The sequence below is a fragment of the Maritimimonas sp. 2210JD6-3 genome (assembly GCF_056591795.1).
The window spans coordinates 24,707-40,792 of the sequence record NZ_JBWQOJ010000019.1 but is presented as its reverse complement, the minus strand read 5'-3'; the positions used below and the strand labels follow the sequence as shown (position 1 = coordinate 40,792).

Annotated in this window: 16 protein-coding genes; 6 read left to right on the top strand and 10 right to left on the bottom strand. The window is 33.7% G+C overall.

Annotation, left to right across the window (positions count from 1 at the left end; translation table 11 throughout):
• Positions 1-8: 8 nt before the first annotated feature.
• Positions 9-557 (bottom strand): gliding motility-associated peptidyl-prolyl isomerase GldI, encoded by a 549-nt coding sequence (gldI, locus tag AC1EUY_RS09515; protein ID WP_480195293.1) that lies wholly within the window; start codon positions 555-557, stop codon positions 9-11.
• On the bottom strand, positions 535-1,560 hold the full coding sequence (locus tag AC1EUY_RS09510; RefSeq protein WP_480195292.1) for a DHH family phosphoesterase: 1,026 nt from the start codon (positions 1,558-1,560) through the stop codon (positions 535-537). Before AC1EUY_RS09510 ends, gldI begins: the two co-directional genes overlap by 23 nt.
• A gap of 137 nt (positions 1,561-1,697) precedes the next feature.
• Between AC1EUY_RS09510 and AC1EUY_RS09505 the strand changes: the two genes are divergently transcribed.
• Positions 1,698-2,117, top strand: a complete 420-nt coding sequence (locus AC1EUY_RS09505; RefSeq protein WP_480195291.1) for a nucleoside-diphosphate kinase — start codon at positions 1,698-1,700, stop codon at positions 2,115-2,117.
• 65 nt (positions 2,118-2,182) lie between these two features.
• On the opposite strand, the gene AC1EUY_RS09500 is transcribed toward AC1EUY_RS09505, so the two are convergent.
• From AC1EUY_RS09500 to AC1EUY_RS09485, 4 genes are read right to left on the bottom strand one after another with little or no spacing between them, the layout of a single operon-like run.
• Positions 2,183-2,524 (bottom strand): DUF2853 family protein, encoded by a 342-nt coding sequence (locus AC1EUY_RS09500; RefSeq protein ID WP_480195290.1) that lies wholly within the window; start codon positions 2,522-2,524, stop codon positions 2,183-2,185.
• Positions 2,525-2,567: 43 nt separating this feature from the next.
• The gene (menD, locus tag AC1EUY_RS09495) at positions 2,568-4,238 is read right to left on the bottom strand and encodes a 2-succinyl-5-enolpyruvyl-6-hydroxy-3-cyclohexene-1-carboxylic-acid synthase (protein ID WP_480195289.1); all 1,671 of its coding nucleotides are present in this window, start codon (positions 4,236-4,238) and stop codon (positions 2,568-2,570) included.
• A 5-nt stretch (positions 4,239-4,243) separates the two neighbouring features.
• Positions 4,244-5,626, bottom strand: coding sequence for a M20/M25/M40 family metallo-hydrolase (locus tag AC1EUY_RS09490; RefSeq protein ID WP_480195288.1), 1,383 nt, complete (start codon positions 5,624-5,626; stop codon positions 4,244-4,246).
• Positions 5,623-6,480: a PPK2 family polyphosphate kinase gene (locus AC1EUY_RS09485; RefSeq protein ID WP_480195287.1), complete on the bottom strand. Its 858-nt coding sequence runs from the start codon at positions 6,478-6,480 to the stop codon at positions 5,623-5,625. Before AC1EUY_RS09485 ends, AC1EUY_RS09490 begins: the two co-directional genes overlap by 4 nt.
• Positions 6,481-6,600: 120 nt before the next feature.
• Here AC1EUY_RS09485 and AC1EUY_RS09480 point away from each other — a divergent pair, with 120 nt between their 5' ends.
• From AC1EUY_RS09480 to AC1EUY_RS09470, 3 genes are all read left to right on the top strand, one after another.
• On the top strand, positions 6,601-7,107 hold the full coding sequence (locus AC1EUY_RS09480) for a flavodoxin family protein (RefSeq protein WP_480195286.1): 507 nt from the start codon (positions 6,601-6,603) through the stop codon (positions 7,105-7,107).
• Positions 7,108-7,269: 162 nt separating this feature from the next.
• Positions 7,270-7,557 (top strand): helix-turn-helix domain-containing protein, encoded by a 288-nt coding sequence (locus AC1EUY_RS09475; RefSeq protein ID WP_480195285.1) that lies wholly within the window; start codon positions 7,270-7,272, stop codon positions 7,555-7,557.
• Positions 7,539-8,354 (top strand): DUF3800 domain-containing protein, encoded by an 816-nt coding sequence (locus AC1EUY_RS09470; protein WP_480195284.1) that lies wholly within the window; start codon positions 7,539-7,541, stop codon positions 8,352-8,354. The genes AC1EUY_RS09475 and AC1EUY_RS09470 overlap by 19 nt, the downstream gene beginning before the upstream one ends.
• Positions 8,355-8,577: 223 nt before the next feature.
• Here the strand turns inward: AC1EUY_RS09470 and AC1EUY_RS09465 are convergent, their stop codons facing one another.
• The 4 genes from AC1EUY_RS09465 to AC1EUY_RS09450 form a co-directional block, all read right to left on the bottom strand.
• Positions 8,578-9,741, bottom strand: coding sequence for a sigma-54-dependent transcriptional regulator (locus AC1EUY_RS09465; protein ID WP_480195283.1), 1,164 nt, complete (start codon positions 9,739-9,741; stop codon positions 8,578-8,580).
• Positions 9,742-9,839: 98 nt separating this feature from the next.
• Positions 9,840-10,712, bottom strand: a complete 873-nt coding sequence (locus AC1EUY_RS09460; protein WP_480195282.1) for a DUF6268 family outer membrane beta-barrel protein — start codon at positions 10,710-10,712, stop codon at positions 9,840-9,842.
• A 41-nt stretch (positions 10,713-10,753) separates the two neighbouring features.
• Positions 10,754-12,073 carry an ABC transporter permease gene (locus AC1EUY_RS09455; RefSeq protein WP_480195281.1) on the bottom strand — a complete coding sequence of 440 codons (1,320 nt, stop codon included), beginning with the start codon at positions 12,071-12,073 and terminating at the stop codon, positions 10,754-10,756.
• Between the two features lie 2 nt (positions 12,074-12,075).
• Entirely contained in the window at positions 12,076-13,002 is a 927-nt protein-coding gene (locus tag AC1EUY_RS09450) for an ABC transporter ATP-binding protein (RefSeq protein ID WP_480195280.1), read from the bottom strand.
• A gap of 195 nt (positions 13,003-13,197) precedes the next feature.
• On the opposite strand from AC1EUY_RS09450, the gene AC1EUY_RS09445 reads away from it, so the two are divergent.
• Both AC1EUY_RS09445 and AC1EUY_RS09440 read left to right on the top strand, forming a co-directional pair.
• Entirely contained in the window at positions 13,198-13,656 is a 459-nt protein-coding gene (locus AC1EUY_RS09445; protein WP_480195279.1) for a MarR family winged helix-turn-helix transcriptional regulator, read from the top strand.
• A gap of 20 nt (positions 13,657-13,676) precedes the next feature.
• Complete coding sequence (locus AC1EUY_RS09440) at positions 13,677-16,085, top strand: 3-hydroxyacyl-CoA dehydrogenase NAD-binding domain-containing protein (protein WP_480195278.1); 2,409 nt, start codon at positions 13,677-13,679, stop codon at positions 16,083-16,085.
• The last annotated feature ends 1 nt before the right edge of the window (position 16,086 follow it).

Below are 16,086 nucleotides of genomic sequence, written 5' to 3'. Positions count from 1 at the left end.
CTACTAATTTATTTGCTTATTACTTTTTTTACTGTAACGGTATATTTTAAGGGCTGATTTACTCCAATTTTTTGATAGCCAGAATACCCATACGCTTTATATGAAGGAAATAAGAAAACGATAGTTTCACCTTCTTTCATTAATTTTAAACCGTCTTGCAAACCTGTTATGAGTTCTTGTTTTTCAACAATATATATTCGTTCTCCTAATTCTTCTGTACTATATATAGGTTCACCGTAAATATTATCAATCTTATACTCATATGTTACCTCATCTCCTTTAACAGGCAGTTTATTTATACTCTCATTTTTGGTGACATAATAGTACCAAAAACCATTTGTAGAAGTTATATACTCATGTATTGAATCAGCTTTAATTAGCCTTGCCAACTCTTCTTCCTCTTGCTTATTTATAACCTTATTTCTTTCTATTGATTCTTTAAGAAACGTAGTAGTTTTTCTTACCACAGGTTTTCTAGCCTCTGGTTCTGAACAGGCCATAAAACTTACTGATAGTATTAAAAAGACAGCTATGTTAATAGGATGCTTGTAATTCATTTTTATACGTTGGTATTATTTTTATAAAACGATCCACTGTTTCTTTTAAGCTTACTTCACTTCTTCCGCCAGCTGCATTATCATGTCCGCCGCCATTAAAGTGTTCTCTTGCGAATTTATTGACAGAAAACTTTCCTTTTGATCTAAATGATATTTTAATGATACCCTGTTTTCTATCTTCAATAAAGATAACAGCAAGTACTATTCCCTTTAAAGAAAGTCCGTAATTTACAAAACCTTCTGTGTCTCCCTTTTTAAAATGATGCCTCCCCATTTCTTCTTGCGAGAGGGTAATGTATGCCGTGTTACAATCATTCAATGTTCTTAGGTTTTGCAATGCAGTTCCTAGCAATTGTAAACGATTGTATGAGTTTGTGTCAAAAATATTGTTATGAATTCTTGTATGATCAATACCTCTACTCATTAAATCTGCCGCAATATTCATGGTTATATTGGTAGTAGATGGATACTTAAAAGAGCCTGTATCGGTCAATATTCCCGTATATAAACATTGCGCAATCGATGTATCAATCTTATCTAAAACATCCAACTTGTCAAAAAAATGATATATCATTTCGCATGTAGATGACATAGAAGGGTCTGAATATGTAAACTTCGCGTAATCATCAGGCTGTTCGTGATGATCTATCATTGCATATGGAGTCGTTACATTTTCTAAAACTTGCTGCATTTCAAAACCTACCCTATGTAGCGCATTAAAATCGAGTGTAAAAATTAATTCAGCTTCTTTTATAATTTCAGTTGCTTCGTTTACATGTTGTTCAAATATTAAAATATCATCTGCTGCTGGCAACCACATCAAAAACTCTGGTGCTTCGTTAGGAGATATTACCGTTGCTGTATTACCTAAACCTTTTAAATAATGATAAAGTGCAAGGCAAGCGCCATACGCATCTCCATCAGGATTTCTATGTGGAATTATGACTATCTTTTTTTCTTGAGATAGTAACTGTTTTAGTTCTTTTATTTCGTTAGATTTCATTGCTTGCGAAGATACAATTTATAAATTTTAAGACATTGATTTTTGATAGTTTTAAAAAGCTATTGTATGCCCATAATTATTAACTTGTATTTAACATTAAAAGATGTACTTTTGCTGCAAAATTTCAAAAAAACATAATGGCAACAAATAGAACATTTACCATGCTTAAACCTGATTCTGTTGAAAAAGGTAATATAGGGGCAATTTTAGAAAAAATAAATGCTGCTGGTTTTAGAATCGTAGCGATGAAATTAACGCAAATGACGCAAAGAGATGCTGGAGCTTTTTATGCAATTCACAAAGAACGTCCTTTCTTTGGTGAATTGGTTGAATATATGACACGTGGCCCTATCGTAGCTGCTATTTTAGAAAAAGATAATGCTGTTGAAGATTTTAGAGCATTGATCGGTGCTACAAATCCTGCTGAAGCTGCTGAAGGAACTATCAGAAAACTATATGCTGAGTCTATTGGTGAAAATGCTGTTCATGGTTCAGATAGTGATGAGAATGCTGCTATTGAAGGAGCTTTTCATTTTTCTGAAAGAGAAATGTTTTAAACCAAATGTTTATCATCATAGAAAAGCTGGCAGAAACGTCAGCTTTTCTATTTGTAAAGCATACCTTAGTTGTATACTGCTTCTTTTTTCAATTCTTTAGCCAATAGATAATATACTACAGCTCTATACTTAGTTTTTTCAGAGCGACCATACGTATCCATCACCTTATTTAGTGCAACTTCACCTTTTTCAGCATCGCTTACACCTAATTTTTTACGTATAAAATTATTTCTAACAGTATCTAATTCTTTCTCATTTGAACTAGACATGGTTGCAGAATCTCTATTATAAATCGAGGGACCACAACCGATCGTTACTTTTGTTAAGAAATCCATTTCAGGATTCACGCCACATTTATTTTTTAGGTCAGCAGCATACTTCTTAATAAGTTCGTCTCTTTTACTCATTTTTATTTATTTAACTGATTATTAACTACTCATGCGTATCAAATCAATAGTCAAGATATTTAAAATAATTTTTTAATACGGTTGCATTCACTTCACTGGGTGTAAAAACTTCTAATAATTTTGGATTTTCAGAAATGTCATAGAAATTTTTAAGATTCTGTTGTAATGAATCTTCGCTTGAAGCGGAAAAATATTCTATACAATGCAGCTTGCATAAGTGCTGAGCAGTTAAACCATGAGGCGTTTCAAAATATTCTAAAGCGCTTGTCTCTGTTGGACCTGGTATTACTCTAAAAATACCGCCACCATCATTATTAATAATAATAATTCTAAAATTTTTAGGTATATATGCGTTCCATAACGCATTTGCATCGTAAAAAAAACTCACATCACCCGATATAAAGATTGTTTGGTTCTTTGAAGCTGTTGCCGCCCCTATGGCCGTAGAAGTACATCCATCGATACCACTTGTGCCTCGATTGCAAAAAACTTTTAGGGTCTTATTTACATCAAATAATTGTGCATATCGTACAATCGAACTATTACCCAGTTGAAGTTGAACATCATCAGGTAATGACTTCAAAATAAATTTAAAAGCTTTTAAATCGCAAAATGCGATATCTGCTACATATTCATTATGCTTCTTTCTATTACTTACTAGTTTGTCTAACCAGACAACTTGATAATCACTGTCATGACACTTTGTAAAAGGTATAAAGTTTTTAAAAAATTTAATGGGGTTCGATTTTATATGTTTCTTTAAACAGAAATAAGTATCTGGCGCTTTCTTCTCATCAATGTGCCAATGGTGTTTTGGCTGATGCGCTCTTAAAAACTGCTTTATCTTTTTCGAGACTATCATTCCGCCGAGCGTAATCAAAATATCAGGTTTTAAAGCTGCAAACATAGGCTCATCTAGTGACATAATAAGCTTATCAATACTGTTGACAAACTTGTCGTGATGTACATTTGAAGTCGTTTCTGTAAAAATCAATACCGAAGGATCTTCTACTAATGTAGTTAGTTGATCTTGCAATACAGCCTCAGGATAATTCGAGCCGATCAAAATCATTTTTCTATTTGGTCTATTCCATACATTCGCTAGCGCGCTGAGCTCAGTTTCTGTTACATCTTTTTGCGTCGCTTGAAAAATATTGTTAGACAGTATCTCAACTTCGAGTTTCTCAGTAAGTTCATACAAAGGCTCTTCAAACGGTACATTTATATGTATTGGTCCTTTTTGTAATCTGGCTGTTAAAAGTGCTTCGTTAATTAGAGATGCATTACTAGCCATATACTTATCATGCTCAACTAAATTAGCATTAAACAATGAGTGATTTTTAAACACATTTTCTTGACGTATGGTCTGTCCGTCACCAATATCTATTTTATGCTTTGGGCGATCGGCGGAAATAACCACCAGTGGAATATCACTATAATATGCCTCCGCTACAGCAGGATAATAATTTAACAAGGCAGAACCAGAGGTGCATACTATACAAACAGGTTTCTTTTTTTGTTGCGCAATTCCCATAGCAAAAAAAGCTGCACAGCGCTCATCAACAATACTATACGTTTTTACTTTAGGATGATTTGAAAAACCAATCGTTAAAGGTGCATTTCGAGAACCTGGCGAAATAACAACATCTTCTATTCCATTTGCAACACAATACCCGATAACTAATTGTGCTAATTCTTTTTTAGGGTAGTTCATTCAATCTATTTAATCCCGTAGGTATCGAATAAGTACAAAATTGCTGCCATAGAAGCTGCACCTAATTCGAGTTCTCTTTTATTCACTTTATCGAAGGTATCTATTTCAGTATGGTGATAGTCAAAATAACGTTGCGAATCTGGTCGCAACCCTAGCAACACATTACTTTCTTTTTTCAACGGACCAATATCGGCTCCACCTCCGCCACGGGCGAAAATATGAAGATTATAAGGTTTGAAAAGATACTTCCAACTTTCTACTTGCTTATAATTTGCATCACTACAAGTAAACCCGAAGCCTCTAGGTGTAAAACCTCCTGAATCTGATTCTAAAGCAACAATGTGATGTTCATCATTTTGTTTAGCCAATTTAGCATACTCTTTACCTCCGCTTAAACCATGCTCTTCATTCGCAAACAGCACCACTCTAAGCGTGCGCTTAGGTTGAATATTCAATTCTTTAAAAAGTCTAAGTACCTCCATAGACTGTACTACACCAGTTCCATCATCGTGAGACCCATCACCTACATCCCAAGAGTCTAAGTGCCCTCCAACAACTATAATCTCATCTGGGAACTCATTTCCTTTTATTTCTCCAATTACATTATACGATTGTACATCTGGTAGGGTTTTACAATTTTGTTTAAAATAAAACTTTGTTGACGCATCTTCTTTAAGCATTTTACTCAGTACATCTGCTCCATTGGTACTAATCGCTGCCGTTGGAATCTCTTCTTCAGCTTTTATAGCTCCATAACTCATGGTACCCGTATGTGGATGATCGTCTAGACTTAAGTTCATAGAACGCACAATTGTTCCAGCTGCTCCGTACTTTCCAGCTACTCTAGCACCACTATAACGTTGATCTACACTTGCGCCATAGGCTCGCATGGTCTCAATTTTATCAGCTGGCATGGGTCTATTATAAAAGACTATTTTCCCTTTTACTTTCGCACCTAACGAGTCAACTTCTGCTAAGCTATGCACTTCAATAACTTCGGCTAGTATACCTTGATCTGGTGTTGCTACCGAACCACCTAATGCCAAAATAGGAACCTCAACTTTTCCTTCTTTTGTTTGAATGTACGCCTCTTCTTTTGCGCCACGCACCCAATGCGGCACTCTAACAGATTGTAACCACACAGAATCTAATCCTAATTTATCTAACTCTTTTTTTGCCCAGGTAACTGCCATTTTATCACCTTCAGATCCCGCTAAACGATTACCTATATTCAATGATAAATGACGAAGCCATTCATAGCTATTTCCATCAAGGAGTGATTTATTATAAATGCTTTTTATTTGAGTCGAATCCTTTTTATAATCATTAGATTGTGCAGTGATAATTACACAAAAAAGGAACATTAAAATACTAATTATAGTTTTCATTCTTTTTCTAATTCTGCTTTAAATTGAGATAAGTTACTTTTTGTTTTTGCATCTAGTTCTGGCTCTTCAATATCTTTATAACCTTCTAATGTATTTAAAATTGTTTCGGCAACTAGTAGTCTTGCCGTAGGTTTATCATCGGCAGGAATGATATACCAAGGTGCATTCTCTGTAGATGTTCTATTAATAGCATCTTCATAGCATTCTTGATATTTATCCCATAATTTACGCTCTTTTAAGTCTCCCGAAGAAAATTTCCAATTCTTTTCACGAAGATTGATACGACGTAATAATCGATCTCGTTGTTCATCTTTAGACAGGTGTAAAAAGAATTTTAAAATAATCGTTCCGCTCTGTGTTATGTGATTTTCAAAATCATTGATTCTATCCATTCGGTCATGATAAAAAGAATCATCAATAGCATCTACAGAAGTAACAGATGGTATATTTTCCCCTAAAATATATTCAGGATGTACCCGTGTTACCAAAACATTTTCATAATGCGTACGATTAAAAACACCAATTTTACCACGTTCAGGTAAGGCAATATAATGGCGCCATAAAAAATCATGCTTTAACTCTTTTTCTGTGGGCACTTTAAAACTATATACCACAACGCCGCGTGCATTTACATCTTTAAATACTTCGCGAATTAAACTGTCTTTACCAGCAGTATCCATACCCTGAAGACATACTAACATACTATATTTACCATGTGCGTACATGGTATCTTGCAACGCACTTAATTCTTTACGAATTACTTTTAGTTTCTTTTTGGCTTTTTGATCAACAACTTTCGTTTTGTAATCACTTAATTTGATTTTACTGGTAATCTTATATTTTTTTGAACTCATAGACTAAAAAAATGATGGCTAAAGATACTAATTCTTCAAGATAGTTTTTTGCTTTCATGAGATTGAATTTATCTATTACAAATTAGATCATAACAACTAAAAATTTCTTTGTTTTAGGGTATGAAAAATAAAACGGTTATTATACTTGGAAGTTCTAGAAGTGATGGAGATACCAGAAGGGTTATCGATTATTTAAATAAGAAAAATCAGTTTGCTATTATTGACCTTAATAAGTATACTATTAGCTATTACGACTATGAGCATAAAAATAGCACTGATGATTTCATACCATTGCTAAGAAAGCTTATTACCAATTATAAAACGATTGTGTTTGCGACACCCGTCTATTGGTATAGCATGAGTGGTATTATGAAAGTGTTCTTTGACAGAATTTCTGATCTACTCACTATAGAAAAAAAACTAGGAAGACAGTTACGAGGTAAAAATATGGCGATGCTCAGCGTTGCGAATGCAAATGACCTTATCAACGGATTTAATATACCGTTTGTGGCATCTGCGAATTATTTAGGTATGCAGTATCTTGGTGATACACATGCTTGGATAGAAAATGATGTGATAGCCGAAGAAGCAAAGCAGCAAATTGATAATTTTAGGAAGTTAATTTAGTTTGTTTCTAAAGATTTTTTCTTCGAACTTCGCTTATCACTGGCTAGACGGAATTAAAACTCCGCTTAAGCTTAATGTTGGGCATACATTTTGGCTACAGAACTAAATTTTGCAGTCTATTTTTTTTGTTTGTATATATGACAAATACTGTCAAGTCAAAATATGGAAAGTAACTTCGGAGAAACAATACGCAAATTAAGAGAAGAAAACAATCTTCTTTTAAGAGAGGTTTCCGCAAAATTGGAAATTGATACTTCTATTTTAAGTAAAATTGAAAACAATAATAGAGTAGCAAAAAAAGAACTTATTAAAAAGTTCTCTAAAATATATAAAGTAGAGTACAACGAACTATTAATAATATGGTTTTCAGACAAAATAGTAAATGAGTTAAAAGATGAGAAAATATTAAGAATAGTAGCGCAAAAAAAAAAATGGGAAAGAATAAATTAATGGATTATCATCGCTTTTTGGATGAAGCTGGAGATACTACTTTCTATGGTAAAGGAAAGAAAAACATTATTGGACAAGATGGAGTGTCGAAAACCTTTATTCTCGGTATGATAAAAGTGAAAGACCCATTAGATGAAGTCAGAGATAAAATAAATGTGCTTCAAGATAAAATTGTTAGTGATGAATTTTATCACGTTCCAAGTGTTTTAAAGAAGATTAATAAAACTGGATATTATTTACACGCAACAGACGATTTGCCAGAGGTTAGAAAGGAAATGTTTGACTTAATGAAAACAATAAATTGCAGTTTTGAAGCAGTTGTTGGAAGAAAAGACATTGAGCGGTATGAAACAAAACATAAGGGTAAAGAAGAGTATTTTTATGCCGACTTACTGTCCCATTTACTTAAAAACAAACTCTCAAAGCACGACAAACTTGTTATGCATATTTCAGAGCGTGGAAAAAGTACTAAAAACCATAATTTAGAATTAGCATTTCTTAAAGCCAAACAAAGATTTACTAAAATTAATGGAAACAAAGAATCAAAAACCGAAGTAGTTTTCAATGTAAATTATCCAACAAAAGATCCATTATTAAATTTAGCTGACTACTTTTGTTGGACTATTCAAAGAGTATTTGAAAGAGGAGAAGTTAGATATTATAACTTTATCAGAGACCAAGTGAAACTGGTAATTGACTTGTACGATACACAAAAATATGATGGGTGGAAAAATTATTATGACAATAGAAAAAATCCATTAACGGCTGAAAATAAAATAAGCCCACTAAAACACTAATTCCAAATTAAATTTGAAATAACGACGTGGAGTCGACTTTCGTGTTTCGCAGACTTAACTGTTGCAAATATACAATATATTTATGAATTCATAAAAAACGTATACCAACAATGAACTACGTTAAAAAACAAGCTTTTTAGGCTAATTTAAAAACATTATTTTAGTCGGAAAAGTATGTGTTTATTTACACGCTACTTTTCATATACAAAACCGATAAGCGCATCTATTTACTCGCAAACAATTTTACATCCTCTTCAGAAACCTCACTACCGCCTAAAATAATAAGACGCTCAACAACATTACGTAGTTCGCGTATATTGCCTGTCCAGTCGTATTCTTGTAGTTTTTTAATCGCTTTGTCGGAAAATGACTTTACTACAGTACCTTGTTCTCCTGCTATTTTTTCTGCAAAGAAACTTACCAATAAGGGTATATCTTCTCTACGATCGTTTAATGCAGGCACCTGAATCAATATTACCGCTAATCGATGGTATAAATCTTCTCTAAACTTACCTTCCGAAATTTCTTTTTTAAGATCTTTATTGGTTGCCGCTACTACACGCACATTCACCTTAATATCTTTATCGCTACCTACACGACTCACCTTGTTTTCTTGTAAAGCACGTAATACTTTAGCTTGTGCAGAAAGACTCATATCGCCTATTTCGTCTAAGAAAATGGTACCTCCGTTCGCTGCTTCAAATTTACCAGCACGATCTTTATTGGCGCCCGTAAAAGAACCTTTTACATGACCAAACAATTCACTCTCGATCAACTCAGAAGGAATTGCAGCACAGTTTACCTCTACCATAGGCGCCTTTGCGCGTTCACTCTTTTCATGCAACCAATGTGCAACGAGCTCTTTACCCGTACCATTCGGGCCCGTAATCAAAACTCTTGCATCTGTAGCAGCTACTTTTTCTATAATCTCTTTTATATGTGAAATAGCAGTACTATCGCCTACCATTTCATAATTCTTACTTACCTTTTTTTTAAGTTGTTTATTCTCGATAACCAAATTCTTCTTGTCGAGTGCATTACGAACTGCATTAAGAAGTCTATTTAGATCTGGTGGTTTAGAAATATAATCGAAAGCACCCATGCGCATCGTATTGACAGCGGTATCTAAATCACCGTGCCCAGAGATCATTAACATAGGAATCTCAGGTTTTATTTTTTGCGTTCTTTCTAGTACCTCAACACCATCCATCTTTGGCATTTTAATATCGCAAAGAATTAAATCGTAATCATTATTCTTGATAAGCTCCATTCCGCTAAGGCCATCTTCAGCTTCTTCAACTTGGTAACTACTGTTTTCTTCTGTAATAATCTTTTTAAGTACTCTGCGAATTGCAGCTTCGTCTTCTATGATAAGTATTTTGCTCATTTTCAGTCTTTGTTCTTTTATCTTGATCGGTATAATTGCGAAGTTACAATCTTTGTACCAAACTATTTCTTTAGATAGTTATGAATTGGGAAATGGAGCTAGAAATTAAACTTTAATCCACCCCTAAAAATAAAAGTATTTGACAGATCAAAATTAAAAATTTCATCATTTCTACTCTTTACCAAGCGAAGTGAATTTCGTAAAGTATAACCACCTTTAATAAATAGGTTCATGCGTTTACCTATATATTTGTCAAAACCAAGCCCAGTTACGACACCAGATAATGAAATGTTTTCGGCAATCTGATCTCCAATAGCTAAGTTTAAACTTAAATTCGAGTAATACCCATCTAACGTAACAAAACTTTCTAAACTATACTTTCGCATACCAAAAAAATATTTGACTTTACTAATGGGTACCCCAAGCGTATATGTTATGTGGTTGTTCACTTCTCTAAAATAGGTTGCAAAAGGTAGTGGTAATGGTATTCCAGTACGTTGGTTGTACACCAAGCCTAATGTCCATCTGGTTTTCTTTGGTGTTTCGTTGGTTTTTATAAATAAAACACCACCACTCCAAGTAAGATCATCACCTGAGATTTTACCTTCTAAATTTGATGCTATCGTAGGGGAAACCTGCGCTGTAAATCGCCACTTTTCATTCATTAAAAAAGTATAACCTAAGGTATATTCTAACACATGTATCTCACGTAGTGGATCTGTATCAAAATTGTAGGTTGTATTTGTATCAAAATCTAGTTTTATATTACTATACCGTAAGCCATTTACTAAAATATGGTCTTTCTTTTTGAGTTGTATCGGGTAATTAAGCCAAACACGTGTTCTCGCGAAATCAGGTGATCCTGATTTATTGAATGCGTAGGTATAGTCTATACCTCCGATATCTTTTATTTGACTAAAAGAAGTACCACAACAAACTAACACTAAAAGTAATGGCAAAAGTCGTTTCAATTCTTTTTAGGGTCAAGGTTAGAATTAATAACGAAAGATACCTATTTATATTTTAACCATTTAGCCAATTCTTTATAAGTAGGTTTCTTACCATACATAAGAATACCTACACGATATATTTTTGCCGCAATTCTTACAAATAAAAAGAAGGTAGCAAATAATAAGACTAACGATAGTAATTGCTGCCATATAGGCACTCCAAAAGGTATGCGCATAAGCATCACTACAGGAGACGTAAATGGTATATATGAAAATACTTGCGATACTGTACCATGCGGATTTTCAATCACAGTAAAGAAACCCACATAAATAGCCAACATTAAAGGCATCAATATAGGCATCATAAATTGTTGCGTGTCAGTTTCATTATCTACTGCCGCACCAATAGCTGCATATAATGAGCTGTATAATAAATAACCTCCAATAAAGAAGAAAATGAACATAATCACTAAATTAAGAAGCGGTAAGTTATTTATCTCATTTAGTACCAAACTTACTTGGTTTTGCAAATCAGAATTTTCGGAAACTTGTTTCAACATTTCTTGTTGCTGCTCCATTTGAGCTGCACCTATATTAATACCAAATATCGCGGATACACCAAGCATGGCAATTCCGCCTATGATAACCCAAACTAAGAACTGTGCAATACCTGCTAAAGAGGTTCCAAAAATTTTACCTAACAATAATTGCATAGGTTTTACTGATGAAACGATTACTTCAATAATTCTACTGGTTTTTTCTTCGATAACGCTCCGCATAATCATATTACCATAAATAATAATAAACATGAATAATAAATAACCCGCAGCGCCACCAAAAGCAAGTTTTAATCCGCCTCCTAATTTTGAGGTTTTTTCACCATCAAAAGTTTCAAGATTCGTATTTATATTTACTTTTAATTTTGCAATAGTTTCAGGATCAAAACCAGACTCTTTTAACTTTATATTACGCGCTTTCTCCTCTAAACGATCTTCTATTTTATCCATTACTATAATAGAAGGTGATTTTTCAGAATAGAATTTTACGCCATCTTTCAATCCATCGATGGTACTTGATTTAGGAATGTATAACAAGCCATAATTATCGGTTTCTTTTATCAAATTCTTAGCATCCTCTAGACTAATATCAGTTAGAATGTCATACTTTGTCTTTTCAGTGCTTTTAAACTCACCTGAGAACAAATTACTTTCATCTAGAACAGAAATTGTTTTTACACCGTCATTATTCAACTGCGTTAAATAACCAATTAGCGCAAACAATGCTACCATTATTAACGGACTCAGAAACGTCATAATGATAAAAGACTTGTTCTTTACCTTATTTAAGAATTCTCTTTTTGTTATTAATCCTAAATGATTCATAATTAATTACTTTCTACAGTTTTAATAAAAATATCGTTTGCACTTGGTATTACTTCTACAAAATGTGTTAGCTCCCCTAAACTAGTAAGATAGGATACTAAATCGTTGGCAGAGCCATTTTCATTAATTTTAATATTAAATTTTAGTTCATCATTAATTGTTCTAAAAGTGGCATTAGACAATTCAAATTTTTCTGAGAGCTTATCTCTTATAGCTTCTTTATTTTTAGTTACTAACCCAACTTCATAAGTATTAGATCGATATTCACGCTTTATATCTATTAATTTTCCGTCAAGTACTTTATTAGATTTATGAATCAGTGCTATATGATCACATAATTCTTCAACAGATTCCATTCTATGGGTAGAAAAAATTACAGTAGCGCCTTCTTCTCGTAGTTGAAGAATCTCATCTTTTATTCTATTCGCATTTATAGGATCAAAACCCGAAAATGGTTCATCAAAAATCAATAATTTAGGTTGATGCAATACCGTTACTATAAACTGAATTTTTTGCGCCATCCCTTTTGAAAGTTCTTGTATTTTTTTATTCCACCAATCCCCTATTTCAAATTTTTCAAACCAATATTTTAAACGTTTTCTAGCTTCTGTTTGGCTTAAGCCCTTTAATTGTGCTAGATACAAGGCTTGCTCACCTACTTTCATTGATTTATACAAACCACGCTCTTCAGGTAAATAACCAATATCTCTAATATGGTCTGGTTTTAGTGGCTCTCCGTCTAAAGTTACCAAGCCTTCATCTGGCATCGTAATTTGGTTAATGATTCGAATCAAGGTGGTTTTACCAGCCCCGTTAGGACCAAGTAATCCGAAAATGCTTCCTTTAGGTACTTCTATTGATACGTTATTAAGCGCACGATAATCTCCAAAATTTTTGACAATATTTTCTGCTACTAATAAATTACTCATAAGGTGTTTTGAAATTTTGACAAACCTACATAAAATTTTGTTTTCTAAGCTTCCACATAAGTGAAATTAAAATAGATACTACTCATAAGTATTCAAAGCACAAATTATGTTACACTTAATGACAAATTTATTATGCGTGCATAATTTTTTTTAAATTTACTATGCGTGCATAGTATTTTTTTATATATTTGTGAAATGCACAAAGAGACCACCATAGATCACGCACTAAGAGCTACTTGGCAAGCAGTCGCCAAAATGTATAATGAACAAGCTGCTAAACACGGTAGTACTATGGCAACAGCATTTGTTTTATTGAACATAGACTATGAAAATGGCACTCCTTCAACTGCATTAGGACCCCAAATGGGTATGGAGCCTACCAGTCTTTCACGTATTCTAAAAACTATGGAAGACAAAGGTGCTATTTATCGGGAGAAAAATCCTGAGGATGGTCGCAGTGTGCTTATTAAGTTAACAGACTATGGTAAAGAAATGCGTGAAGTTTCAAGAGAACATGTGATTACTTTTAATGAAAAAGTAAGAGCCGAAATCTCTGATGAAAAACTTACACACTTCTTTGAAGTAACTGAAAGAATTAATGAATTAATAGCAGATCGTTGTATATATGATCAAGTACAACGTAAAGCAATCTAAAACTGAGTATAAACCTAGAAATGAGTAAACGTAGAATTAAAAAAGTAGCGATTATCGGTTCCGGAATTATGGGGTCAGGCATTGCTTGTCACTTCGCCAATATTGGTATAGAAGTATTGCTTTTAGATATTGTTCCGAGAGAACTAAATGATGCAGAAAAAGCTAAGGGATTAACTTTAGAAGATAAAGTAGTAAGAAATCGTTTAGTAAATAATGCTTTAACAGCTTCATTAAAGTCTAAACCGTCACCCATTTATAATCAAAAGTTCGCCGATAGAATTACCACTGGTAATATAGATGACGATCTTCATAAAATAAAAGATGTTGATTGGGTAATGGAAGTTGTTGTAGAACGCTTAGATATTAAACAAAGTGTTTTTGAAAAAGTTGAACAACATAGAACACCTGGCACCATTATTTCTTCTAATACATCAGGTATTCCTATAAAATTTATGAATGAAGGACGTAGCGAAGATTTCCGTAAGTATTTTGCCGTAACGCACTTCTTTAATCCGCCACGATACTTAAAATTATTTGAAGTAGTTCCTGGACCGGATTGTAAACAAGAAGTAACTGACTTCTTAATGGAATATGGAGAAAAATTCTTGGGCAAAACTTCTGTTTTAGCGAAGGATACGCCTGCCTTTATTGGTAATCGTATTGGTATCTTTGGTATTCAATCATTATTCCATCAAGTAAAAGAATTAGGATTAACTGTTGAGGAAGTTGATAAATTGACAGGACCCGTCATTGGTCGTCCGAAATCTGCGACCTTCCGTACAGTAGATGTAGTAGGGTTAGATACTTTAGTTCACGTAGCTAACGGAATTTACGACAACTGCCCTAACGATGAGGCACACGACTTATTTAAGTTACCTGATTTCATCGATACCATGATGGAAAACAAATGGTTAGGAAGCAAAACGGGTCAAGGATTTTATAAAAAATCTGTAAATGCTGATGGTAAAAAAGAAATTTTAACTTTAGATTTAGATACGATGGAATATCGTTCTAAGAAAAGAGCTTCTTTTGCTACGTTAGAACTAACAAAAACAATAGATAAACCCATTGATCGATTTAAAATATTAGTTGGTGGTAAAGATAAAGCTGGTGAATTTTATCGTAAGAATTTTGCAGCCATGTTTGCGTATGTTCAAAATAGAATTCCAGAAATTTCTGACGAATTATACCGGATTGATGATGCTATGAAAGCAGGTTTTGGCTGGGAAAATGGTCCATTCGAAATTTGGGATGCTGTAGGTGTAGAGAAAGGCGTTGAATTAATGAAAGCTGAAGGAAAAGAGCCTGCCGCTTGGATAACAGAAATGATTGCCAAAGGTGAAAAATCTTTCTATACAGTTAAAGACGGCGCAACCTACTATTATGATATTCCTACGAAAGCACAAACTAAAAAACCTGGTCAAGATGCATTTATCATCTTAGATAACATTCGTAAATCGAATGAAGTATTTAAAAATTCTGGAGTTGTTATTGAAGATTTAGGTGATGGTATTTTAAACTGTGAATTCCAGTCAAAAATGAATACCATAGGCGGTGATGTTCTGGCTGGTTTGAATAAAGCAATTGATTTAGCTGAAAAAAACTTCGATGGATTAGTTATTGGTAATCAAGGTGCAAATTTTTCAGTAGGTGCTAACATTGGAATGATCTTTATGATGGCCGTTGAACAGGAATATGATGAACTAAACATGGCCATTAAATATTTTCAAGATACCATGATGCGCATGCGTTATTCATCAATTCCTACAGTAGTCGCACCACACGGTATGTCATTAGGTGGTGGTTGTGAAATCTCACTACATGCCGATAAGGTAGTAGCGGCCGCAGAAACCTATATGGGGCTAGTAGAATTTGGTGTGGGTGTTATTCCTGGCGGTGGTGGATCTAAAGAAATGGCTTTAAGGGCGTCAGATACTTTCCGTAAAGGTGATGTTCAATTAAATGTTTTACAAGAGTATTTCTTAACCATTGGTATGGCTAAGGTTTCAACTTCTGCTTACGAAGCATTCGATTTAGGTCTCTTGCAGCATGGAAAAGATGTAGTCGTAGTTAATAAAGATCGTCAGATTGCTGAAGCGAAGAAACATGCTAAATTATTAGCTGATGCTGGATACTCACAAAAACCACATAGAAAAGATGTTTTAGTATTGGGTAAGCAAGCACTAGGAGCATTTATGGTTGCAACAGATTCTATGCAAGCGAGTAATTTTATTAGCGAGCATGATCAAAAGATTGCTAACAAATTAGCCTATGTTATGGCTGGTGGTGATCTTTCAGAGCCCACAAAAGTATCAGAACAATATTTATTAGATATTGAGCGTGAGGCTTTCTTAAGTTTATGTACAGAACGCAAAACTTTAGAACGTATTCAGCATATGTTAAAGACAGGTAAACCGCTAAGGAATTAGA